The organism is Halanaerobaculum tunisiense, from assembly GCF_054657635.1.
This window is the reverse complement of sequence record NZ_BAAHYI010000015.1, coordinates 1-24256: the sequence shown is the minus strand read 5'-3', so window position 1 is coordinate 24256 and position 24256 is coordinate 1. Positions and strand designations below refer to the sequence as shown.

At 35.1% G+C, this 24256-nt stretch carries 20 protein-coding genes; all 20 read right to left on the bottom strand.

Features of this window, described 5'->3' with window-relative positions; genetic code table 11:
* Window positions 1-8 precede the first annotated feature (8 nt).
* The gene (locus ACYQ3D_RS11400; protein ID WP_459838494.1) at window positions 9-1532 is read right to left on the bottom strand and encodes a Na+/H+ antiporter NhaC family protein; all 1524 of its coding nucleotides are present in this window, start codon (window positions 1530-1532) and stop codon (window positions 9-11) included.
* 261 nt (window positions 1533-1793) lie between these two features.
* Entirely contained in the window at window positions 1794-3089 is a 1296-nt protein-coding gene (locus tag ACYQ3D_RS11395; RefSeq protein WP_459838493.1) for an amidohydrolase, read from the bottom strand.
* A complete protein-coding gene (locus ACYQ3D_RS11390; RefSeq protein WP_459838492.1) occupies window positions 3079-4278 on the bottom strand; it encodes a M20 metallopeptidase family protein in 1200 nt (399 codons plus the stop codon). The genes ACYQ3D_RS11395 and ACYQ3D_RS11390 overlap by 11 nt, the downstream gene beginning before the upstream one ends.
* A gap of 27 nt (window positions 4279-4305) precedes the next feature.
* A complete protein-coding gene (locus tag ACYQ3D_RS11385; protein WP_459838491.1) occupies window positions 4306-5847 on the bottom strand; it encodes an AbgT family transporter in 1542 nt (513 codons plus the stop codon).
* Window positions 5848-5864: 17 nt separating this feature from the next.
* Window positions 5865-7073, bottom strand: a complete 1209-nt coding sequence (locus ACYQ3D_RS11380) for a Zn-dependent hydrolase (RefSeq protein ID WP_459838490.1) — start codon at window positions 7071-7073, stop codon at window positions 5865-5867.
* A 117-nt stretch (window positions 7074-7190) separates the two neighbouring features.
* Window positions 7191-7514, bottom strand: a complete 324-nt coding sequence (locus tag ACYQ3D_RS11375) for a DUF4387 domain-containing protein (protein WP_459838489.1) — start codon at window positions 7512-7514, stop codon at window positions 7191-7193.
* A 262-nt stretch (window positions 7515-7776) separates the two neighbouring features.
* Window positions 7777-9135, bottom strand: a complete 1359-nt coding sequence (locus ACYQ3D_RS11370) for an acyclic terpene utilization AtuA family protein (protein ID WP_459838488.1) — start codon at window positions 9133-9135, stop codon at window positions 7777-7779.
* Between the two features lie 424 nt (window positions 9136-9559).
* Window positions 9560-10801: a methylaspartate ammonia-lyase gene (locus ACYQ3D_RS11365; protein WP_459838487.1), complete on the bottom strand. Its 1242-nt coding sequence runs from the start codon at window positions 10799-10801 to the stop codon at window positions 9560-9562.
* Between the two features lie 127 nt (window positions 10802-10928).
* A complete protein-coding gene (locus ACYQ3D_RS11360) occupies window positions 10929-12377 on the bottom strand; it encodes a methylaspartate mutase subunit E (protein WP_459838486.1) in 1449 nt (482 codons plus the stop codon).
* Window positions 12361-13779: a methylaspartate mutase accessory protein GlmL gene (glmL, locus tag ACYQ3D_RS11355; protein WP_459838485.1), complete on the bottom strand. Its 1419-nt coding sequence runs from the start codon at window positions 13777-13779 to the stop codon at window positions 12361-12363. The genes ACYQ3D_RS11360 and glmL overlap by 17 nt, the downstream gene beginning before the upstream one ends.
* Window positions 13780-13791: 12 nt before the next feature.
* Window positions 13792-14214: a methylaspartate mutase subunit S gene (glmS, locus tag ACYQ3D_RS11350; RefSeq protein ID WP_459838484.1), complete on the bottom strand. Its 423-nt coding sequence runs from the start codon at window positions 14212-14214 to the stop codon at window positions 13792-13794.
* Between the two features lie 208 nt (window positions 14215-14422).
* Window positions 14423-14995 carry a TetR/AcrR family transcriptional regulator gene (locus ACYQ3D_RS11345; RefSeq protein WP_459838483.1) on the bottom strand — a complete coding sequence of 191 codons (573 nt, stop codon included), beginning with the start codon at window positions 14993-14995 and terminating at the stop codon, window positions 14423-14425.
* Window positions 14996-15018: 23 nt separating this feature from the next.
* A complete protein-coding gene (locus tag ACYQ3D_RS11340; protein WP_459838482.1) occupies window positions 15019-16479 on the bottom strand; it encodes a hypothetical protein in 1461 nt (486 codons plus the stop codon).
* A gap of 114 nt (window positions 16480-16593) precedes the next feature.
* Window positions 16594-17400, bottom strand: a complete 807-nt coding sequence (locus ACYQ3D_RS11335) for an outer membrane lipoprotein-sorting protein (RefSeq protein WP_459838481.1) — start codon at window positions 17398-17400, stop codon at window positions 16594-16596.
* 19 nt (window positions 17401-17419) lie between these two features.
* Complete coding sequence (locus ACYQ3D_RS11330; RefSeq protein WP_459838480.1) at window positions 17420-20104, bottom strand: efflux RND transporter permease subunit; 2685 nt, start codon at window positions 20102-20104, stop codon at window positions 17420-17422.
* 189 nt (window positions 20105-20293) lie between these two features.
* A complete protein-coding gene (locus tag ACYQ3D_RS11325; protein WP_459838479.1) occupies window positions 20294-20449 on the bottom strand; it encodes a Spo0E family sporulation regulatory protein-aspartic acid phosphatase in 156 nt (51 codons plus the stop codon).
* Window positions 20450-20772: 323 nt separating this feature from the next.
* The gene (locus ACYQ3D_RS11320; protein ID WP_459838478.1) at window positions 20773-21723 is read right to left on the bottom strand and encodes an acyl-CoA dehydratase activase; all 951 of its coding nucleotides are present in this window, start codon (window positions 21721-21723) and stop codon (window positions 20773-20775) included.
* The gene (locus ACYQ3D_RS11315; RefSeq protein ID WP_459838477.1) at window positions 21720-22823 is read right to left on the bottom strand and encodes an acyl-CoA dehydratase activase-related protein; all 1104 of its coding nucleotides are present in this window, start codon (window positions 22821-22823) and stop codon (window positions 21720-21722) included. The genes ACYQ3D_RS11320 and ACYQ3D_RS11315 overlap by 4 nt, the downstream gene beginning before the upstream one ends.
* 1 nt (window position 22824) lies before the next feature.
* Window positions 22825-23742 (bottom strand): acyl-CoA dehydratase activase-related protein, encoded by a 918-nt coding sequence (locus ACYQ3D_RS11310; protein ID WP_459838476.1) that lies wholly within the window; start codon window positions 23740-23742, stop codon window positions 22825-22827.
* A 106-nt stretch (window positions 23743-23848) separates the two neighbouring features.
* Window positions 23849-24256: RNA-guided endonuclease TnpB family protein (locus ACYQ3D_RS11305; RefSeq protein ID WP_459838475.1), on the bottom strand; the 408-nt coding region annotated here is incomplete at its 5' end.

Below are 24256 nucleotides of genomic sequence, written 5' to 3'. Positions count from 1 at the left end.
TACTTGGTTTAAACTAAAATAGCAGTAGCAATAGTATATAATATCATTGATATCCCCGCAGCTACACTAGCTTGAGGAATTTGAGTATAAACATGATCCATCAAATCTGCCCCGCAAGCTATTGAAGACATAATCGTAGTATCCGAAATCGGAGAACATTGATCACCATAAATTGAACCTCCAGTAACAGCACTAAAGCAAATAGTAATAAACATAGGATCAGGATTAACTGCATAAGCTAAAGGAATAGCAATCGGAAACATTACTGCATATGTTCCCCAGGAAGTACCAACAGCAAAAGCTACAAACATAGATAATACCATATAAATAGCTGGTAATAGCACTGGCACAATTATTGATTCTGTTGCTCCTACAATATAATTTGCTGTCCCTAAACTCTCAGAAACATTACCTAAAGTAACGGCTAAACCTAATATGATAGCTCCAATAGTTACTCCTTTAGCTCCATCTACAAATCCTTCTACAATATTATCTAGACTCATCCCCTTTATCCCTGCTAATATCATAGCTGAAAGAACACTTAATAAAAAAGCCTCAGAAATAAACATCTTATCTATTATAAATTTAGGAATTACTCCCACTCCTAGTAAAGTTCCAATAGGCACAATAAAGTCCCATAAAGTAGTAATATAACCTTCTGGCACTTCAACATCAGTTAATTCTTCCGACGATAAAGGATCAGCACCATCTCGATTTAATTTACCAGTTTCCTTAGCTCTATCAATTGCTTTCTTCATTTTCTTACCAACAAAAGGTATCTTCTCCCAGGATAATAAGAAAGTAGATAAAATAGCTATCCAAGCATAAAAGTTAAATGGAATTGCTCTAAAGAAAAACTTTAATCCAGCTTGTTGATCAGGAATTATAGGAATAGTTCCTGCTACCAAACCTGCAATATAAAGAGGCCAAGCATTAAAAGGAATCAAGGTAGCTATCGGAGATGCTGTAGAATCCACTATATAGGATAATTCTTCGTGGGAAACTTCTTGTTCATCACAGATAGGCCGTACAGTTGAACCAGCTAAAATAGTACTAATAGTTCCTCCTTGGTGAAATAAAACTCCCATCAACCAAGCAAAGAATTTAGCTGATTTTCTGCCCCGTACCATTTTTTTACCAGCCCAAGCAGCAAACTTTTGCGCTCCACCAGTTTTAGTCCATAAGCCAATTAAGCCCCCTAAACACCATAAGTAGACTAATAATATCTTAGCATAATCTTCCGAGCCTAATGAAGGGATCAAATATTCTTGCACAATATTTATATTACCACTAATAATTCCACCAGCTACAACTCCTAAAAATAAAGAAGGAACTACTTGCCGAGTTATAAAAGCTAATGATAAAGCTAATACAGCTGGTACTATAGATAAAATACCATAGTTTTCAGCAGCCTCTTTTCCCTCAGCAAAACCTAAACTAGTAAATAAGAAAGTAAAGGCTACTATCACTAAGCCGATTAATAACCATTTTTTTAACTCATTTTGTCCTAACCAATTTCTTAGATGAGACATAATCATCCTCCTTTTAAATTCAAATTAACAATCCCCACCTTTAACTATCTACATTAAAGATGGGGTTAATTAGCTTATGAATTTTTATCATATTTAATTGTGAAAATAACAGCTACCCCTTTATTATAAATTTGATAAAAAATTTTTAATCCCTCTTACCAACAGTTACCAGAAACAATGTAATAGCCATGTCAATTACACGTTAATTATATAATTTATGATTTAAAAAGTCAAATTGAATCCAGGTCACCAAGCCTGTACTTATTTGCTTAATGAATCTAATATTAAATTAACTAATAATTTAACCCCTCGTTTTAAATCTTGTTCATTGAAATCAAACTCCTTTGTATGGTGAGCCCCTGTTAAATCGCTACCAAGCATCATAAAAGTAGCTTGCCCACCTCTGGCTTGGACTCGATTCATCAAATAACTAAAGTCTTCACTTCCTCCTAACTCCAACTTTTTATCAGCCACAAAAGAAAAATCATTACTTGCCTGGGCCAACTTATAGACTCTTTTACTCAATTCCTGATCACTTGTTCCACTCTTGGCCTCTCCCATAGGCTTAATATCAAGAGCTACTTGGTGCATCTGAGCTGCATTTTCTAAAATTTCTGTAGCATACTCTTTCATGTACTTATTTAGTTTTGTACTGCCTCCTCTTGTTTCAATAGCTAAGTAGGCCTTAGCTGGGATAACATTCCGTCCTGTTCCTGCTTTAAGTTGGCCTACATTAACTCTGGTAACTCCTTGGCTATGTCTTGGTATAGCAGATAAGTTTGTTACTGCTGTAGCTGCAGCTAGTAGGGCATTTCTTCCTTGCTCAGGGGCTCCGCCAGCATGAGCAGGAGCCCCTGTAAAATAAGCATCAAACTTAGAAGTAGCTAAAAATCCATCTGTACCACAGATAAGATGTCCTGACTCTTGAGCTTTAACTCCTATATGTAATCCATATAAATAATCTAGATCATCAACTACTCCTGCACTTACCATTGATTTAGCTCCCCGAACTCCTTCTTCTCCTGGTTGGAAGATCAACTTAACTGTTCCTTGTAACTTTTCTTTTAATTTTATAATAGTTTTAGCTACTCCTAACCCAATAGCAATATGCCCATCATGACCACAGGCATGCATCACATTATCATTCACAGAAGCAAATTTTTCTTCAGCTGGCCGATGGTTTGCTACTTTATCCTCTGGAATTTCTACTGCATCAATATCAAATCTGAGACCTATAGTTGGCCCTGGGCCTTGTTGGAGGATACCTACTACTCCTGTATATCCTCCTTTTAAATGTTTTACTAACTCTTTATCAGCACCTTGCTGTAAAGCTCTCTGATAATGGCTAGCCAACTCTTCTTGACTAGGAAGGCCCATTCTAGCCTCGTCTTTAATAACTTCTGGTCCTAACTTAATCTCGTAACCTAACTTCTTTAACTCGCTAGCAATCAATGATGCTGTTCTAAATTCAGTCCAAGCTACTTCTGCATATTTATGAAAATCTCTCCGATACTCGATTATTTCCTGTTCTATTTCTACTCCGATTTCATCTAACACTATGTTTACCTCCCCACTTTAAAGCTAACTTAACTAAACACTTAGCTCCTATAGCCAAAACTTGCTCATTAAAATCAAATTGAGGGCTATGAGGAGGATGGAGCTCCTTGTTATCTTCTTGATAACCTAACCACATATAAACAGCAGGTACTTCCTGAGCAAAATAGGCAAAGTCTTCTCCCCCTGAAGCTGGTCTAGCCACCTGGATATAATTATTGGCCCCTAAAATATCAGTTACTGTCTCTTTTAGCAATTCTACCATTGGAGAATCATTAATTGTAGCTGGATAACCAAAAGTATAATTCAACTTTGCTTGGCCCCCAAATGTTTTAGCAGTCTTTTCGGTAATAGAAGTTAATTTATTATAAACCTTTTTTCTCACCTGCTCATTAAATGTCCGAACTGTTCCCGCTAATCTAGTACTCTCCGGAATGATATTATAAGAAGTACCTCCACAAAATTTACCAATTGTAACTACTGCTTCTTCAAAGGGATCTATATTCTTACTAACTATAGTCTGGATATTACTTACAATTTCTGAACCTATTAAGATAGGGTCAACTGCCTGGTCAGGCAGCGAAGCATGAGCTCCTTTTCCTTGAATATCAATTGTAAAAGGATCTGAAGCAGCCATAATAGGCCCTACTCTAGTCCCTACTGTTCCTAACTCCAATTCAGGCCAAATATGAAGACCAGCCATAACATCAACCTTAGGCTCTTCTAATACTCCCTCCTCTATCATATACTGGGCTCCACCACCATTAAGAGCATCTTCTTCGGCCGGTTGAAAGATTAGCTTCACATTCCCCTTGATTTGCTCCTTCATCTGGACTAAAACTTTGGCTACTCCTAATCCTATAGCAGTATGACCATCATGTCCACAAGCATGCATTAGTCCTTTTTGCTGAGAAGCAAAAGATAATCCAGTCTCTTCCTCTATTTCTAAAGCATCCATATCAAATCTTAACCCAATAGTTCCCCCTGGTTTTTCTCCTCTAATAATCCCTACTACTCCTGTATCACAATAGCCAGTTTCTACTTCTATACCTAAGTCCTTTAAAATAGAACTTACCTTTTGAGCCGTCCTGGATTCTTGGTAACTAGATTCTGGATACTGGTGAATATCTCTTCTGTGATTTATCATCCATGGTTTAATTGCTGCTACTAGATCATTAATCTGTTTATTCATTATCTCCCTCCTCTTTTTTGCTACAATTTACATAAAAATTCCTGTTCCAGGGCCTAGGGGTAAACCAAGGAAAAACCAGATAGCTAATAGTATAAACCATATAATCCCAAAAACAATTGTATAAGGCATAATATAAGAGATAACAGTTCCTATACCAGCACTATCATCATATTTTTTCATAAAACCTAAAACTACCGGAAAATAAGGAAATAAAGGAGTAATAGCATTCGTTGTAGAATCTCCAATTCTATAAGCAAGTTGAGCAAAAGCAGGAGAATAATCAAACATCATAAACATTGGTACAAATACTGGCGATAATAACGCCCACTTTGCTGAACCACTACCAATAAATATATTAATAACTGTACTAATAAGTATAACACCAATTACCATAGGAAAACCAGTAACATTCATCATTTTTAATAAACTGGCTAGTTTCACTGCTAAAATCATTCCTAAATTAGTCCATTCAAAATAACTAATAAATTGAGCAATGGCAAAGACTAATACAATATATCCTGCCATATCCTCCATAGATTCTCCCATCAACTTAGGGATATCTTCATCTGATTCAATTTCTCCTACTGTTATACCATAAACAATTCCAATGGCAATAAACCAAAATAAAATAAAAGGAACAATTCCATCTAAAAAGGGAGAAGGAATTAATCCACCTGCTTCATTTCTAAAAGGAGAATTTACTGGAATAAGACTTAAAATAATAAATCCCCAATAGATCAAAGTAGTAATTCCTGCTCTTTTTAATCCTTTATTCTGTAATTTTGTAATTCCTAAATTATCATTTTCTTCCACTTTACCATCAGATACATATTCTCCTGCTTGTGGTTCTACAAACTTCTTAGTCACCCATGCTCCAATAAAGGTAAGTATAACTGTGGAAACAATCATGAAATAATAATTAACAGTAGGATTTACACTAATCCCTTGTTGCATTGATTGGGCTGCTTCTTCAGTAATCCCTGCCAGTAAGGCATCAGTTCCTGCTATAATCAAATTAGCTGTAAAACCAGCACATGCTGCAGCATATCCAGCTGCTATTCCTACTAAAGGATTACGATCCATTCCATAAAATATAGCTCCTGCTAGAGGAGGAACAATAATGACAGCCGCATCAGAAGCTATATTCCCACAGATACCTATTAAAAAAATAGCCATTAAAACCAATCGTTTAGGCGCTCCTAACATAAATTTCTTCATAAAAGCTGACATCAAACCAGCTTTTTCGGCTAATCCAATTCCAAGCATCATACCTAATACTAAACCAAGCGGTCTAAAGCTAGTAAAATTATTGATTAAATTAAGTAACATATACTGAATTCCTTGGGTACTTAATAAGTTTTTAGCTTCTACTATAGTATCTTTGGTAGGATGGTCTACTTGAACCCCTGTAACTCCAGTTATAAAAGAAATAACTATCATAATTAAGGTAAAAATAACAAATAGAGTAAAAGGATGAGGTAATCGATTACCTACCATTTCAACAAAATCTAAAAACCTATAAAATAAAGAATTATTTTTCTTTGCTTCCTTTCTTTGTGGCTCTGACATCCAACCGCCCCCTTGATTTACTTTTTATCCAACTCTTTAATAGTGTGTAACAAAGTATTAGCCCCCTTCTCTACATCCTGCCAAGCAGTCCATTCTTCAGAGGAATGACTAATACCATCCTGACTAGGCACAAAAATCATTCCACTAGGTGCCACACTAGATAATGGATTAACATCATGACCAGCACCACTAAACATTAAGTCATATTCATAATTTAGTCTATTACATACTTGTTGAATCACATTTTGGACTGCTTGGTCTAAATGAACTCCTTCTTTATAAACTGTTCGTTTAATTGTTATATTTAGATCTCTTGCTTCATTTTGTAATTTGTTTATAACTTCTTTAATTATATCTTTATCCGTATGTCTCAATTCAATTGGAAATTCTACCCTACCAGGAATCACATTAACAGCCCCAGGTTCTACATCAATATCTCCAACCGTTCCTACTAAATTATCTCCCATCTGGTTTATAATTTCATTTACTTTAGTAATTAGATGGCTTGCCTTAACTAAAGCATCATCTCTTAAATCCATGGGAGTAGTTCCAGCATGGTTGGCCCTTCCCTTGACAACCACCTTATATCTTGCTATCCCTATAATCCCCTTAACCACCCCTATAGATAACTCTTTATTATCCAGCATAGCCCCTTGTTCTACATGTAATTCAATATAATTTTTTATTGTAGCTGGATTTCTAATTGCTTCTTTTACTTCTTGTGGTTTAATTCCAACTTGTGAGAGTGAATTAATATTTTTCTCATTTAATTCAAAGTTTCCAGAAAAACACCTACTACCAAAAGTTCCTCCCACTTGATTTCCTTCTTCTCCAATAAAGACTGCTACTTCTAGAGTATGTTGATTATAATAATCAGTTTCTACTAATCTTTGTATACACTCTAGAGCACTTAAAACTCCTAATACCCCATCAAACATACCCCCGGAAGGCACTGTATCAATATGCGAACCTATAATAATTGATTTTTCAGCCACCTGTCCTCTACTCCGCCCAAAAAGATTACCTACAGAATCTCGATATGTTTCTAATCCAACTTCTTCCATTAATTCTTTTACATACTGATTTGCTTTTTCATACTCAGCGGTAAAAGCAGGCCGATTTATTCCTTGACCTCCATAGGGTAACCCAGCAGATAACTCCCCTTGGTATCCTATTGTTCCTAATTCAATTAAATTTCTTTTTAATCTTTGTCTATTTATCTGCATACCTTTTTTCACTCCTTTTGCTCTTTAACTTATGTGTATTAAATTTTGAATCTATTTATAACTGACCAACAAGAAGCAGCCAGTTTCCTTTTAAAAGGAAACTGGCTGCTTAGATCTTTAAATAGGTACTTCTATATTTAATAAGGGAACATGTTGTTGGGCTCCATAAACATCAGTTTCACCAACTGCTCCTGAGGAACGAGGTCGCTTAATAGTAACCTTAATCGCTTGCGCTGGATCATAATTAATTAGGGATAAAACATCTTCTCTATCAATACTATATAACTTAGCTATTAAATCTTTATTAATCACTCCTAAACCCCTTACCTGCTCATAAATATCAAAACTTTTAAAGATGAAATCAAATGTTAGTTCATAAGGGCCAGCATTCTTACTTCTAATCACATCTACTAATTCAGTAATCTTTCTTTTTTCACTCATCTATTTCACCTACCCTCAATTATTATTAAAAATTACGCTTAATTGATATATTGTGTCACCAAAGGTGACACAGTCGTATGTCGTGTGCTGTGTGCTATCTGCTAATTCAAAACACTTAAATTCAAAATCTACCCCTTTAAGATTACTATGTTTTAAGGAATTGAACTGGATCTGTGGTTTTGAATTGAAGGGTTTGAATTAGCACACGGCACATAGCAGATAGCTGATAGCTGTGGCACGAAAGTGCCACTTTATATCAATACTACACTTCCTCTACTGTTACTGGAAATAATTCGCAAGGATCATCAACTTCAATTAAGTGATGGAGATTAAATTCATAAACTTCGCCTGCTTTCAAATCAGATGGAGAATAAGGAAAAGCTAAGTTTCCAGCAGTAGCTACTCGCCCAGGATAACCATAATGTAACATTGTAGAACGAGCAAAACTACAAATAGTATTAGCTAATTTCTGTGTTTTAGCTACAACTTCAATAATGATTCCTACTTCGTGAGCAGCAACCTCTTGTTTTGGTTCTAAATCCCCCATTACTCCATCCCGACCATAAACTCTAAACAACAAATCATAATCCTCAGCTGCTAAGTCAGTAAAATTATCTCTAACGGTATCTTTAACTACTTCTATTGTCTGGTCTAATTCCTTAATCATAATTGGATCTCTTGTCCCAGCAATTGATAAGGTCCGATAACCTACCTGTTTAGCTCCTTCTAACTTAATAGTATACTCCTCATCAGCAATAAATTTACTCCCAGTTACCTTCACTCTTCTGTCATCATATTGTTCAAAATCTGCCTCTGATAAATCAATTACACCTCCTGGACCATGTAATTGAAGTGGATTAGTCTTCTCATACAAAGTATGGGCTGCTACAGAAGTAGTAGTACATTTTCGCTCAGGATTTAAAGGTTCTAAGATAAAGCTATCCTCATTTAAAATCCCAAACATACTATCACTACCACTCCCAGGATTAGCTGCAATAGAAGCACACTCCATGATTTTACCCATATGCAGGGCCAACCCTGCTGGAAAACCAGCTCTAATACAAGGAGCTGCAAAAACAGTAGGATCATAAGCTCGACCTGCTAAAATCACTTCTGCCTCCTGGTCTAAAGCACTAATAATCGGTTCCACTCCCATCTGACCTACAATTCGAGTACTAGCCTTTAATTCTCCTTTAGTTATCTCTTCAGCTGGAGCTAACGGAGAAATATCTCCGGCCTCGAATTTATCCACCACAAACTCCTGGTCCTGTTCAGCTTGGATAGTAGCTAACTTAAAACTTAACTCCTCTTCTTGCGCAATTTCTCGTACTACTTCAACACACCACTCTAGGTGGGGAGCTCCACCAGCTCCCCCTGCTGTTCCTACAATAACCGGAATCTCTCTCTTTTGACCTGCTTTAATCATCAACTCCAGATCTCTTTTAACTGCCGTCTTATCTGTAAAAGACTTCCCTGCACCTAAATAATAAGGGCCAGGATCTATAGAACCAGCATCCACTGCAATCAAATCAGGATCCTTCTCCAACCCTCGCTCAAAAGAATCCTGAGGAAAGCCATAACCTAAAATTGCAGTTGGAGATAATACTCGTAATTCTTTCATTTATCTTCCCTCCTGTCTATAGTTCGATTATCTATTAAATAGATACCCAATATGAAAATGTAACTTAAAAGTTAGCAATAAAAATTCAAAGTCTATTTCGGAAAAGCTACTTCGTAGCTTCTTTCCGAGTAACTTTTATTGAACTATAAAAGTTACCAAAAGATTTCAAGGGAGAACAATCAATGTTTTCTACCATTAAAGATTTTCTACAACATTTAAAATAATTATAGATTATATATTATTCACTCACTTTAACCACTGGACACTGATTGTTCTCTAATAAAAACACTAAAATTAATTAAAAACTAGTGTTTAATTTACAATTCCCAATTCTGATATTAATAATTTGAATTAGCTGATCCTACAAGTTTCACTGAAACTTTTCGTGATAAAAAGCATCCGCTCATAGCAGACAGCACACGACTTACATTCGCGCCTGAATTAAACTCAATACCCGCTCCATTTCATTATTGACAATCATTAATCCTTCATCGACTCCCATACCTGGCTTAGCCAACATTTGATCTGGTCTAGTGGCCAAGGCTAGATGAACACAAACCTGGGCCGAACGATCTGTTTCATTACAAGTTCCTCCTTGATAAGCTCCTACTCCCTTTTCTTTACAATATAAGACTGCTTCAATTGTATTATTGATCCCTCCTAAATCAGGTGTTTTAATCTGGACTACATCTGCTGCTTGGTGATCAACAAATAATTTAATATCCTCTAGGGTATTACACCATTCATCAGCTACTAACTCCACATCTATATCTCTAGCAGCCACTTCCTTTTTGAGTGCTTTCATATCTTCGATCTGCTGAGCTCTACTGCCAGAGTCCATTGGCCCTTCAATTCGCAAGGTATGAGGTTTAGCAGCTGCTGCTAATTTTTCTAAATAATCAGCCATTCTAACCGGATCATTAGCAAAAGCTAAACCGATAGTCCCATACACATCTAGATGAAAAACAGGTAAATAATCCTCATTAGAGCGCAGTTGATGGACTCTTTCTTTTAGCCATTCTACATACTCTAATAATTTTTCCCCATTGGTTCCTAACTTTTCTTGGACATTATTGATTAAAGCATGAGGGATCACATCTGCTTGTTTAATAGTCATTTTATCTACATTCAAGTAACGCTCATCACCAGTTTGAGTAAAGATAGGAATCGGTTGGGCAATTAAATCCAAACCATACTCTTCTGTAACTACCTCAGTCATAGTCTTTTGTTTAGCTTTAGCTACTGCAGACAATAATGCCTGAGTAAGTCCATAACGTAGAGCAGTATGTAGCGGTTGACCATCTAGCTTTAAAGTATCAAATTCCTCTGCTAACTGACGAAAACTAGTCAGTTCTCTCCCTTTCAATCTAGGAGCAATTTCTTGCTTGATTAGCGGAATGAATTCTTCAGCTAAGAATAAAGGATCTCGCCCTCCCGCTCCAGAGTACTGGACTGCTGCACAATCTCCATAGGCTACTTGCCCATCCTCTAAAACTAACATGATAGAAATAGATTCACCAGCTTGGCGGATAGAAGCAAAACCTTCTGTCTGCGGTTCCCCTAGATAAGAAAGACCATCATGTTCAGCATCTTCTTTAATTGCTTGTTGATCATCAAAATAAAACCCTGTTAACCCGGGAGAAGTAACTATATCTGTGATCTTCATTTTTTCACCATCCTTAATATTAGTTGATAGTGTATAGTTGATAATTTACAGTTTAAACCTACAAGCTAGATATTTTATATAATTTGATCTCTTTACTATAAACTATAAATTATAAACTGTAAATTGATTAACTCCTTGGCCGTCCTACTAACATCCCTTTTCCAATAGCATAAATATCATCGGTTACCATCTGAAAGTTAGGCTCTCTACCTTCAACTGCTCCTCGCTCTTCTAACTTTTCTTGATTAAAATCAATCACTTCTTCAGAAAAAGGCAAATTACCATAATTCAAATATCTAACTGCTCCATTATTATCCCGAGCTGGCAGTAAATTATTAGCATTATATCTACTAGGAGCAAACGGAACATCCAATACTCCAGCCTCAAAGGCTCTAACCGTTCCTTGGGCCAAATCCCCAGCCCCTAACTCAAATACTCGATCAAGAATCTCAGTCGTCTCTTGTTTAATCATTGCCTTTTCTGTGGCTAATTCCTCATTAGATAGCAACTGTTGGTTACGAAGCATATTAATCAGTTGTTTAGTAGACTTTAATCCTTGAGCATTTGCTTCTTTAGTCGGGACTCCTAGTGCTTCATGAGGAGTTTTAGTAATTACTTTAGTTGCTTCACCTAAAGCTGCAGTAGCTGCTCCCCAGGAAATAACCCCAAAAGCTTGAGCTTCATCTTGGGGGAAACCTCCCATCCACTGATGAAAGACAGTAGTTAACATTACATCATCATAATCAGCTAAATATTCTTCCGCTAATTCTTCTAAAGTTTGTAAAGCAGCTACATCTTGGACTAAATTACCACACTGACCATAACCTAAAGTAATGTTTCTAACCCCTTGTTCAGCAGCCAACAGACCTTCAATTAAAGCTATACTATGAGATATAGATGGAGGCACTAAAGTACCTGTCAAAGGACCAAAAGGTTCCCGATTAATTGAAATCCCCCGTTCTTCATATAGGCCAATTAATCTATCCACATACTGCCAATCACAGATAGTCTGTCGCAAGGACACATCTTTAGCATAAGGAATATTATAAGAAATTCCACCACCTTCATAATCAGTAAATCCACCTGCTAGAGTAATTTCAGCTAACAATCTAGCATCGGGAGTCCCATGTCTAACTTGGACTGGAGCATCTACAGCCTCAATTACCTGTCTACATCCTTCTACGCCATGATTAACTGCTGGAAATCCATTTAACATTGACCGTCCTTCTTCCCTACTCTCTTTAATGCCCTCTTCGGCTTCCTGATAATTATTCTGGCGCGTATAACTATCGATAGTAGTCGGAAGTAAATCTGCTTGGCCTTCTTCTGTTAGATATTTTAATAACTCAATATGTTCCTCAATTAAGGCTACCCCAGCTCTAGGTTGGATTAGAGTATCGCCTTTTTCTTTAGCTTCTGCTAATTGTTGGGTCATAACCTGTTCTGCTGATAAACTCTTCTGATACTCAATCGCGTCTTCTAAATTAACTTCTTGCCCTGTAGGCCATTCTTGTAATACCTCTTCTCTAATTTCTTGAAACTTATCTAACCCCCACTTTTCATTTTTTAGTTTCATTATCTTCCCTCCCTAATTTCTTCAGATGTTTTGTAGCTAACCTAAAAGCTTTATTTGGTGCCTTTTCTGCTAACAAACCAATTGCTGCTAGTAGATAATCCTGATCAAGCATTAAATCTGGTTCTTGAGGAGCTAACACAGTAGGATCCTGGTCGGTAAATAACCCTTCCTTTAATATCTCAGCTGGTTGCGAATTATGTACTATAACTCCTCCAGTTCCTATAATCAGCTCTAGATCAGTTAAATCTTTACCATACTGGACATGATTTTCTCCTAATGGACTATACACTGTCTCAATATGCCCTACATGACGTTGGATTGCTAAGTGGATAGCAGCTTTAGCAATTCCTAGATCTATTTTCTGTTCTAACTTATTATTAGGAAGATACTCTACATCTGCTCTCACCTGTTTAATATAATCTCCTAACCTATCTTTAGTAACTTTTTGTGGTAGATAGGATAATAATTTTTCAACCCCAATAACCTCTACTAAAGAAGGTGCACTATAACGCATCCCTAGATCGCCTTCTACAGTTCTTTTAACATATGGCTCCTCCAAACCACGCCTACTAACTCCAGCTGTAGTAGGTTCACCAGTAGCTACTGAATGAAGATCAGTAGTAGCTCCTCCAATATCAGCCACTATTAACTCTCCTAAACCTGCCTGCTGTGGTGTTCCTTCTGCTAGCAATTCAGCTGCTTTCATCACCGCTGCTGGAGTAGGCATAATAACTTGATCGATATACTCTTTAGCCTGATCTAAACCTTTAGCTTGAATGATTTGATCTAAAAAAACCTGTCTAATTGTCTTCCGAGCTGGTTGAGCATTTAACTCCTCTAGCTTAGGCATAACATTAGCAGTTAGATAAACTTCTTTTCCTGCTCTCTCTAGAATATTTCTGACCTTATCTGCTGCTACTTTATTGCCCGCTACTACAATTGGAGCTGCTAAATCCAATTTGGCCAGTGCTGTTGCATTCTTGCTAATTATATCCTGATTGCCCCCATTAGTTCCTCCTGCTAACAGTATTACATCAGGCTCTAGTCTACTAATCTCCTGTAACTCAGCAGTTGTTAATTCATAAGCATATACATTAGCTACTTTAGCTCCCGCTCCTAAAGCAGCCCGATTAGCAGCTTCAGCAGTTAATTCGGGCACCAAACCAATTGCTACCATCTTTAATCCGCCAGCTGCACTACTACAAGCTAACCGATATTCCAGGGTAGCTAAGTCAATCCCGCTTTCCTCTAGTTTATCTAGGACATTACTGATCCCGATAGTGACATCATCTTGAACTGTTGTTAGTGCCTTAGCAGTAGCTTTTAATTCTACATCTGCCAGATCAACAACAGTTCCTTTCGTATAAGTACTGCCTATATCCAATAATAAGGCTAATTCCATAACTTCACCCCACTAATCTTTCTCTATAATACCTAAATCTTCTTTTAGATCAGCAATAGGTTGCTCAGTCTCTGTTCCCGGAGGATAAACCCGATCAAATCCCATCTCTAAAAATTTTTCTCGAACAGGTGCCCAGTCCTGTTTACCTACTACCAAGTTGCCCCCGACATACAAGAGAACATCTTCTAAACCAGCCTCTATACACTTTGCTTTAAATCCTTTACAGTCCATCTCTCCATGGCCATAGAGCGAAGATACCAAAATAGCCTCAGCATCCGTCTCAATAGCTGCATTGATAAATTCTTCCTGGGACGCTAACACTCCAATATTAACTACATTAAAGCCAGCCTCAGTAAATGCTTCTTCTAAAATTCTATTTCCTACTGCATGCACATCTGAACCAATAACTCCTAAAACTATATTTGTCTCTTCCATTAATCCCCCTCCTTTGATTCATACTACTACAATTAATAATTAGTATAATCAATTTCCCTTTATTCTAAACTAAATATATTTTTATCCTCAGTTAAATAAATGTGGTCCTAAAGTATCAATTCTTTATTCAAAAAATACAAATAGGCGGACTAAATAGCCCACCTATACAATAAATCTATAACTAATTCAATTTTAAAGGGCGAATATCTTAACTCTCAATTACACCTTCAAAATACAGGTTGATAATATCATCTTTAATCTCCTGCACCGGAAATGATTCTTTAAACATAAACCAATGTAAAGTCGTTATATTTACCATTCCAATTAGAGAGGTAGCAGCTGTTTCAGCGTTTACCTCTTTAAAATCACCATTATTGATTCCTTGCTGGATGATTTCTTCCACAATTACTGTATAGTTACTTCTTATCTTTTTTATATTCTCTTCAAATTTATCCTTATAACCCCAAATTTCTCGGGTTAAAAACTTACTAAAAGAACGATTCTGATTATAAAACTCAAGTTGAATAGCTATTACTTCCTCTAACTTCTCTACTGGATCAGTTAAATCAACCACAGCTTGTTGTACTTGTTCAATTAGCTCTTCAAATCCTGTTTCTATTAAGGAAGAAATCAACCCCTCTTTATCATCAAAATACCGATATAATGTTCCTTTTCCCACTCCTGCTTCTTTAGCAATTTCATTCATAGTTGTACTTGTAGATCCTTTTTGCGAAAATCTCTCAACCGCTACTGTGAAAATCCTTTCTTTTTTGGGGTGCATAATTTCAGCTCCTCACTCATTTATTAAAAATCATACTCGAATGTAGCAGATAAGTAATCATTATCAGCAAATTGACCAAATTGAGTATCGTCAGCGCCTCCAAATAATTTATAATTTACTTTTAAACTTGTATCATCTTTAAGTTTAAACTCTACTTCATTATCTAACATATAATCATCACTCTCAATATTATAAGCTACAGAAACCTCTGGTAATATTGTTTCATTCTTAAATTTATCTGATACCTTTAATAAAGCCAGATTAGTAAAGTAATCTCCATTCTCATTATAATCAATATCATTATCATTTTTAATTTCATCATTATTTAAAATCAACTCACTCTTAACCTGTAAATTAACATTTACATTATGTACTGGTAAATCTCTATCCCCACCAATAATCCAAGCTACTTTATTATTATGAACCGTTGGCTTATCTCCAGCCGTATCTTCAGTTAAATAATAAGCTAATTCAGCTCGAGAATTAATCCCGGCAATCACAGAACTAAACTCTGTTCCTAAAACAGTTACTCGATCATAATGTAGATTGATTTGATCAATCTCTTGATCAATCTCTTCCTCAATCTTACTTATATCGTCATTTGATAATGTAGATTCAGGTTTAAATTTTTCAACTTCATTTTCAATACTTTTAACAGCCTCTATATTCATACTAGGTTCTTTCATCCGCCCCTGATAAAGAGAAAAACCATAATCATAACCAGCTTGGGAAGTAGTATACCGCAAACCTAACTGCCCATCTTCAATTTCATTATAGGTAGGACTTAATTTATCTTTTAATTCAGATGCTAATACTAAATTTCCTGAACCCTTTAATATTCCTCCTGCTTGATTAAATAATTTTACATCATTAGTAACCCAATTACCTTCTGTAGCTAACTTATCAGGAGTAAACTCTGGCGTATAAACTGCTTCTAGTGTACCATTATCTAGATAATAATCTACTTTGACCATTTCTTCACCTATTTGCCGGTCTAGATACTCTGGATTAACAAAATCAGTTAAATCCTCTCCATTTAAATTATCTACTACATGTAACTTATCTCCTGTACCCCAGACTACTTTCTTTTTACCTACTACTAAATCAAATTTATCATAATATAATCTCATAAATGCTTCTTCAATATTAGCTGTATCCTCTGTGGAATCATTAAAATTCAAAGTAGCCTGCACTTCAGACTTATCGTTTTGATAATTCAAATCTAAATCTAAATCTGGAGTAGAATCAACTACCGAATCTTCATTTTCATTATCTAAAATTGCTCTAGTATCTAGTTTTAAAGTTCCGCCCCAAGTTAATGCAGTAGAATCAATTCCAAATCCTGTATTTTCATCACCAAATGCACTCTGGTTAGAACTACTTGATTCTCCAAAAGCACTTTCATTGGCTAAAACTGTAGCTGGTAGACTCATACTGAGTAAAACAATTAAAAATAAAGTTAGTATTCTTCTTCTGCGCTTCATTCTTAATCAACCCCCTTTGTAATATTGATATAAAGTGGCAAAATGCCACTTTATATCAGTTTACAATTTACAATTAAAACCATAAAAGAAATACTATATACTATTAACTATTACTTATCTTCCTGTTCTTAAGAATTTCTTTGTAAATTTATCTGAATTAATTTGTTTATTATATTCAATATACGGATTTCCTGAATTACTACGTTTAATATATAATCTAGTAGAGTGGCCAGTCTCCTTATCTATCATGACAGTCCTAAAGACAGTCCAGATTCCTTGAATCTTTTTAATATTTTGTTTTACTTTCATTACTTTTTGTACTTCTCCTGTTTTTTTACTATACATTTCTACTCGAACTGGAATAAAGTGTTTCTTTGTTACCCAAGAAATCCTTTTGGCATACTGAGAACCTTCTAAATCTTTAGGTACAGACTCTATTACATAACATTCATATTCCTTTAACTTTTCTTGGCGCAATAATTTATGCTTATCTTCCTTTACTTCTCTAGTTTCCATATCATCATAAGTAAAATCAGAGCCCATAAAAGCACTATCTCCTTGTGAAGCAGCAATCCTTCTCACTCTTCCTAAGCCTGGTAAATAAATCCATTTATCATCGTCTCGATTTTCATTCTCAATTTGTAAGTATCTAGTCCCTTGCACAGAAGCAGGAGTCCTAAATTCCATAACCGTTCTCGATAAATCTTCTGCTTGATTATAAGTTTCGCCCCATACTTCTAAAGTTCTAGGGCTTACTTCTCCATCTTTGTCTACTAAATCCATCCCCATTAAGGCATGCATTGTTTCTCCATCATCTCTATTTCTTACTCGCTGTATAACCTCTTTTCCAGTCATCGCAAATGCACTAGTACTTAAAACTACAACTAATCCCAAGACTAAAATTAATGTTTTTTTCTTCATCTTCATTCCTCCTTTATTTTTATAAACTTACACTTGATTCTTTATCAGCTACTGAAGACTTACTTATGAATCTAGGCTTAAATAAATTCAATAAAGCTGGTAATATAATCATTGAAGCTAAAGAAGCAGTTACCATAGTTAATGTTACCAATAAACCTAAATTAACTAAGGGAGTAAAATTAGAGAATAATAAAACAGCAAATCCAATTGCAACTGAAACAGCATTAAAAATTATTGCTTTCCCAGAAGTTAGTAAAGTTCTTTGGCAAACCACATCTAAATCATCTGTCTTCTGTCGCTCATGACAATAACCTGCTAAGAAGTGAATAGTATAGTCAACTCCAATTCCTATTGCAATAGAAGCTACCATTGAAGTAGCTATATCTAATTTGATTCCTGTAAATCCCATCACGCCAAAGTTAATTAATAAAGAGACACTTAAAGGAATTATTCCATAAAATCCAGCTATTAGTGACTTATAATTAATAGCTACTATCAAAAATACTATTAATAATGAGATTAAAATACTTCTAATTTGACTAGAAACTATTAAGTTATTAACTGCTAAAGACATATTAGCATGACCAGCTATTGCAGCATGATAACCTTGGGGAAAGTTTTGAGCCACATACTCTTTAATATCTTCTTTAACTTTCTTAGTAACTATATTACTTCCGGTTGTCATTTGCACACTCATCCTTGCTTTGGAAGGCTCTAGTTGATCATTAATTAAATCATCTAAACTTCCTGAATACATTAATAAATATTGAGATATAAGGTTTTTTAGTTGCTTTCTATTAGCAGCAGCATATTTATCTGAATTATAGGGTATTTCATTATAAGCTGCCCCTTTATAATTTAATTCTTCATTTACAGCTTCAACTAATTCTTCCCCAGTTAAATTTAGTTTCTTAGCTTTTACAATAGCGTTATTTAATAAAACTATCATTTCTTTTTCTGATAGTTTACTTTTTGAAGGAGGCTTTATATCTACCCTATCATTCTTATCTTGTTGGGACTCAACTTTATTTTCAGTTCCAAAATCAGAATCTGATTTAAAGTCAGAAGTAGTCTCTGTCCCAAAGTTAGTTGTATCTTCTGCAAAGCTACTTGTCGTCTCCTCACTAGAACTAGATTCAGCCGAATTATCTCTTGAGGTTGTAGTCTCCTCTTCTGAATAATTCATTGCTTTATTCATCCGCTTGATAAAATCAGTAACTGAAGTAACCTTACCTACTTCATCATATTTAGCAGTTAAATAATTTTCTAATTCTCCCATTTGTTTTAAAACTTCTGGATTAGTCAAACTTCCTTTTCCTTTTCCATCTACTAAGACATTAAGAATATTTGTTCCAGCAAAATTATTATTTATAAATTGATCTGATTGCCTAATTTTAGTATCTTCTTTAAACATTTCAATCATTACATTATCAATTACAATCTGAGAAATACCATAACTAGAGATAAGAATGATAATTAAAGCTAGAGCTAAAACTCTAATTCTTTTTTTAGAAAAATAATGATATAAACCAAGAATTAACCTATCCATTAGATTCTGATCATTATTTTGATTTTTACTATAATTCAAATTTTTATGTCTAACTAATAAAATTGCTGGAATTAAAGTCAAAGCTACAAGCAAAGCTGTTGCTACTCCAATTGCTGTAAAAATCCCAAATTCTTTAATAGGAACTATATTACTTGTTCCTAGAGATCCAAAACCTACAATAGTAGTTAAGCCCGCTAATAAAACTGGTTTACCAACTTTTCTTATTGTTTCTAAAACCATTTGGCGATGTTCATCTTCAGTTATTTTCTCATTTTTCTCTCTTAAATCATCATAATAATGACTAATGATATGAATCCCATAAGCACTTCCCACTGCAACTAATAAGACTGGAATAACAGTTGAAACCATTGTTAATTGAATATTTAATAAAGCCATGATTCCTAAAGTCCAAATTGTACTGATTAAAACTGTCAACATAGGTAAAGCTACTCCACCAAAATTCCTAAAAGAAAGATATAAAGAAACTAAGACAACACCAATCACAAACGGAATTAGTCTTTTCAAATCAGATTGCATATTATTTCCCATTAATACATTAATAGCAGGACTACCTGCAATATGGAAACTTAAGTTACTATCTTTATATTTTTTTAACTTTTCCTTGATCTTAGAATAATTTTTTTCTTTTTCCTCAATTGTGAGTCCTGATTTCAAATCAACACTAATTTGAGTAGCATTTAATTCATCTGTGTAGAGGTTATCCTTATATAAGTCCCAAGAAATAAGCTTACTTTTTAATTTTAATACATCCTCTTCGCTATTAGGTACATCTTTTACCAAATCATTAACTTTCATTCCTTCAGCAGTTCCTTCAATATAATCTGCATTAGTAAGTGAGGTTACTTCGTCTACATTAATTATTCCTTCTAGGTCACTTGTTATTTTTTTTATTGTTGTAATATTCTTTTGAGATAAAATAGTTCCACTTTGATTTTTAATAGCTACAGCTATCATATCCGAACTTCCATATATTTCTTCCATCTGCTCATTAGTAACTTTTGCTGAATGATTGTCAGGTAAAAATATTTTAACAGCATTATTAATTTTTATATTTGGTACTTGGATGGCTAAAAATATAGTAATAAGACTGATTATTGCAATAACTATCCACGGCCCTTTTAATATTTTTTTCATGTTGTCCCTCCTATTTATAAATAATATAGATGTATAGAACTGACTAGTCAGTTCTATACATCTATATTATAGTTAATAATCTGTCATTTGTCAATAATTAATTGGATCTTATGTAAAATAATAATTATAAAGTAAAATAAGACAACCTTTAATCAGGCTGTCTTATTTTATATTAAATTCTAAAGTAGTTTAATTATCCATTATTAATTTATAGTACTTATTTAATAACTTATCTAGCTGCTGGCTTTTTTCTAAAACTTCTTCTTTAACTTCTCCATTCTCTGTAAGCTCATGTAGTTCCTTTCTTAAATCTTCAATCCGAATTAATAATTTTTCTTTATTCATCTCTTTTCCTCCTTTATTTTATCATTTGCTATGGAGGAGAAAAATATTTTTATTATTAGAATTAATTTAATATTGATATAAAGTGGCACTTTCGTGCCACAGCTATCAGCTATCTGCTGTGTGTCGTGAGCTAAGTCAAATTCTTCAATTCAAAACTATAAACCTAGTTCAACCTCTGAAGCCATAGTAATTTTAAGGGGTTCGATTTTAAACTTAAAGGTTTTGAATTGGCTGATAGCACACAGCACACCTTTCGGGTCTAACGACCACTTCATGATAAATCTACTGACGACTGTGTCACCTCTGGTGACACAATATATCAATTACACTGCTTCCCATTTAGAACACTTTGAACCCCAGCGAGCAATTATTTCATCATTTTGGTGAATATTTATAATTTCACAGCGATTAGCACAGCCATCACACTCAAAACTAGAAGCATGATAATCAAAATCAGTAGTACTAAAACCTTTAAATCGAGTCTGTGATTTACCCCCTACTTCTTCCTGGGCCAACAACGCCGAACCAATAGCTCCCATCACATCATGATGCTCAGGCACAATTACCTCAGCATCTAATTCTTCTTCAAAAGCTGCTTTAATCCCATTATTAGCTGCTACTCCTCCCTGGAAGACAATAGACTCTAAAATCTCTTTACCTTGTCCTACATTATTAAGATAATTTCTGACCATAGCTTGTGATAAACCAGCTATAATATCCTCTAGATTATGTCCTAGTTGTTGTTTATGAATCATATCTGATTCAGCAAAAACAGAACAACGGCCTGCTATTCTAACTGGTGTTTCTGCTTCTAAGGCTAAATCACCAAATTCATCAATAGGGATATTCAATCGACTAGCTTGCTGGTCCAAAAATGATCCAGTACCAGCAGCACAAACAGTATTCATCGCAAAATCAACTACTACTCCATCGCGGAGAATAGTTAATTTTGAATCTTGGCCCCCGATCTCTAATATTGTCTGTACTCCAGGCACTTCATTAGAAGCAGCTACAGCATGAGCAGTGATTTCATTCTTAACTACATCTGCTCCTACAATTACCCCAGCTAATTTTCTAGCACTTCCGGTAGTTCCTACCCCTAAAATCTGATAATCATCATTTTCTTCTATCTGGCTTAATCCTTTCTGGATAGTTGCAATTGGTTGCCCATTTGTTCTTAAGTATAATTTATCAACTAAATTTTGCTTCTGGTCAACAACTACTAGATTCGTACTTACTGATCCTACATCTATACCTAAATATCCTTGCTTCATACAACTTGTCCCTCCTGTTTACTTTCTCTTTGCCGGGCCAACAGGTCAGCAAAGGCCTCCAAACGAGTAATAAACCCTGCTTCTCCTGTCTGTTCATCAACACTAATAGATAAAACAGGAAGATCTAAATCCTTACTAACAGCAGGTAAGATACTGTCTGCTATAATTTCTGGCATACAGGTAAAAGGAGCTAAATGAACTACTCCATCATAACCATCCTCAGCGTAAAGAACTGTTTCCCCTACTGATTCTAAACCATGACCACCTACAAAATGATTCAAATAAGGTTGAGCTGCTTCTTTTATTTGTTGGTGGTGACTTTTGTCTTTAAAAAATTCTAAATAGAGATGTTCTTCAATCCAATCAGTTAGATAAATTGATCTATCCACTATAATCCCTCGCTCACCTAACTTTTTTTCTAACTGAAAGTTAGTAAAAGGCTCTAGTACTACATAAATTTCTCCTACCATTCCTACTCGCAAGGGTTCAAAACCTTGTCTTCTGTTTAAATTATTCAGTTTATTCTTTATCTTTTCTACTACTGATTCAGTTTCTGAAATTGAAACAGCTTGGTCTATTTGTTCTAAAGCTTGATTATATACTTCTGTCCCTTCTTTACGATCCACTAAATAAGGTCTAGTCTGATTAATTAACTGACTTAAATTATCTACTGCTTTAGCTTTGGCCCACCCTTTCCGCCAAGCATTAATTATATTCCACCAAGATATATTGCCTAGTAAAAACTTTAGTTGATCATAAAAATTCTTCCAACCTAACTGCGGTGGTTCTAAAACAATCATCTCAAAATCATAACCTAAATCCTCCAAAATCTTTCGCTCCACTTCACCATAATAACCAAATCTACAAGGGCCAGCTCCCCCACCCATCACAATTGTATCTGCTCCCTCTTCTATAGCCTCAATAAAGTTACCTATATTAATCTTTAAAGGCAGACAAGCAAACTCAGGAGCATTTTTAACCCCTAGCTCTAGAGTCCGTTTAGTAATTTTAGGTGGCGAGATAATATCCAATCCTAATTCCTTAAATAAAGTTTTAACTGCGATATCCATATTCCCCATATGAGGAAAAGTAACCTTCATCTTAAGCCCCCTCCCACTGAATCATATCTACAAAAGCTTCTAACCGAGTCCGCAATCCTGCTTCCCCAGTATGCTCATCTAAATTTAAAAACATAAAGGGCTGTTCGCTCTTATCTTTAGCTTCTCTTTCAATCATTTCTCCTACTAGAGAATCAGGACCACAACCAAAGGCAGTTAATTGAATAATCCCATCAATATCCTCGCGAAAGAAGAAGTGATAAGCTGCTCCTAACATCCGCTTACTAAGACTCCAAAACATATCTTTTGATAAATAGGACAATCCTTCTTCAATTGCTGAATCAGGTAACATATCAGCTGTAACTACATTTAATCCCATCTCTTCTAGCTGATCTACTAAGCCCATGCTAATATGGGAGTCATGGATAATATACTCATGACCTAAAATGGCAATCTTATAATCAGCTTGCTGACTCTTAGCTCTTAATTGCTGATAGTGGTCTCTTAAGGCCTGCCAACCCTGCCACGTAGCCTTTAACACTTGCCAATAGCTTTTATTTAATCTAGTCCCTAACTTTAAAACAGGCTTAACTAAATTTAATTTACTTCTTCTTAAATTAACTGTAGGATGCAATAGCGGAGGAAGCTCTTCTACACTATATCTTACCATATCAGGTAGTCCCATAAACTTAGGACATAAATACTCCTGAGAATCAACACTAACTACTCGAGGAATAAAAATATAATCCGATCTTTCTTTTAGATATTCCACATGACCTAAAAATAACTTAACTGGCAAGCAAGCTTCATCATTAGCTAATTTTACTCCAGCGTCAACTATCTTTTTAGTTGATTTATTAGACTTAACTACTTTACAATCTAATTCAGCAAAGAACTTCTCCCAAGCTGGACCATAATTATGATATAATAATGCTTGGGGAATTCCTATTTTAGGTTCCATCAATTGACCCTCCTCGGGGCAAGCCCACGAGGATTCTTAGGCTGAGAGTGTAACCACTACTCATATCTCCTAAGCGTAACTTCCTGTCAGCCCGACAGTACATATCCTAAGTGGTACTTGCCTTTATTTTTAATCCTTCGCTTAAAATGTTCAAGCTAGCGTTAATGTCCCTGTCATGAACTTCTCCACACTCAGAACATTCCCACTTTCTGACTTTTAAATCTTTGACTTTCTCATTTTTGTAGCCACAACTATTGCATAATTGACTACTAGCAAAGAAGGTATCTATCTTAATTAAGTTTCGACCATACCACTTTGCCTTGTATTCTAACAATTCAACAAACTTACTCCAACTAGCATCAGAAATACTTTTAGCTAGTTTAGAGTTTTTAAGCATATTCTTCACTTTAAGCGTTTCTAAGCAAATTGTTTGGTTTTCACGAATTAGCTTAGTTGACAGTTTGTGAAGAAAATCTAATCTAATATTTTTAACTTTTTCATGTACTTTAGCTAA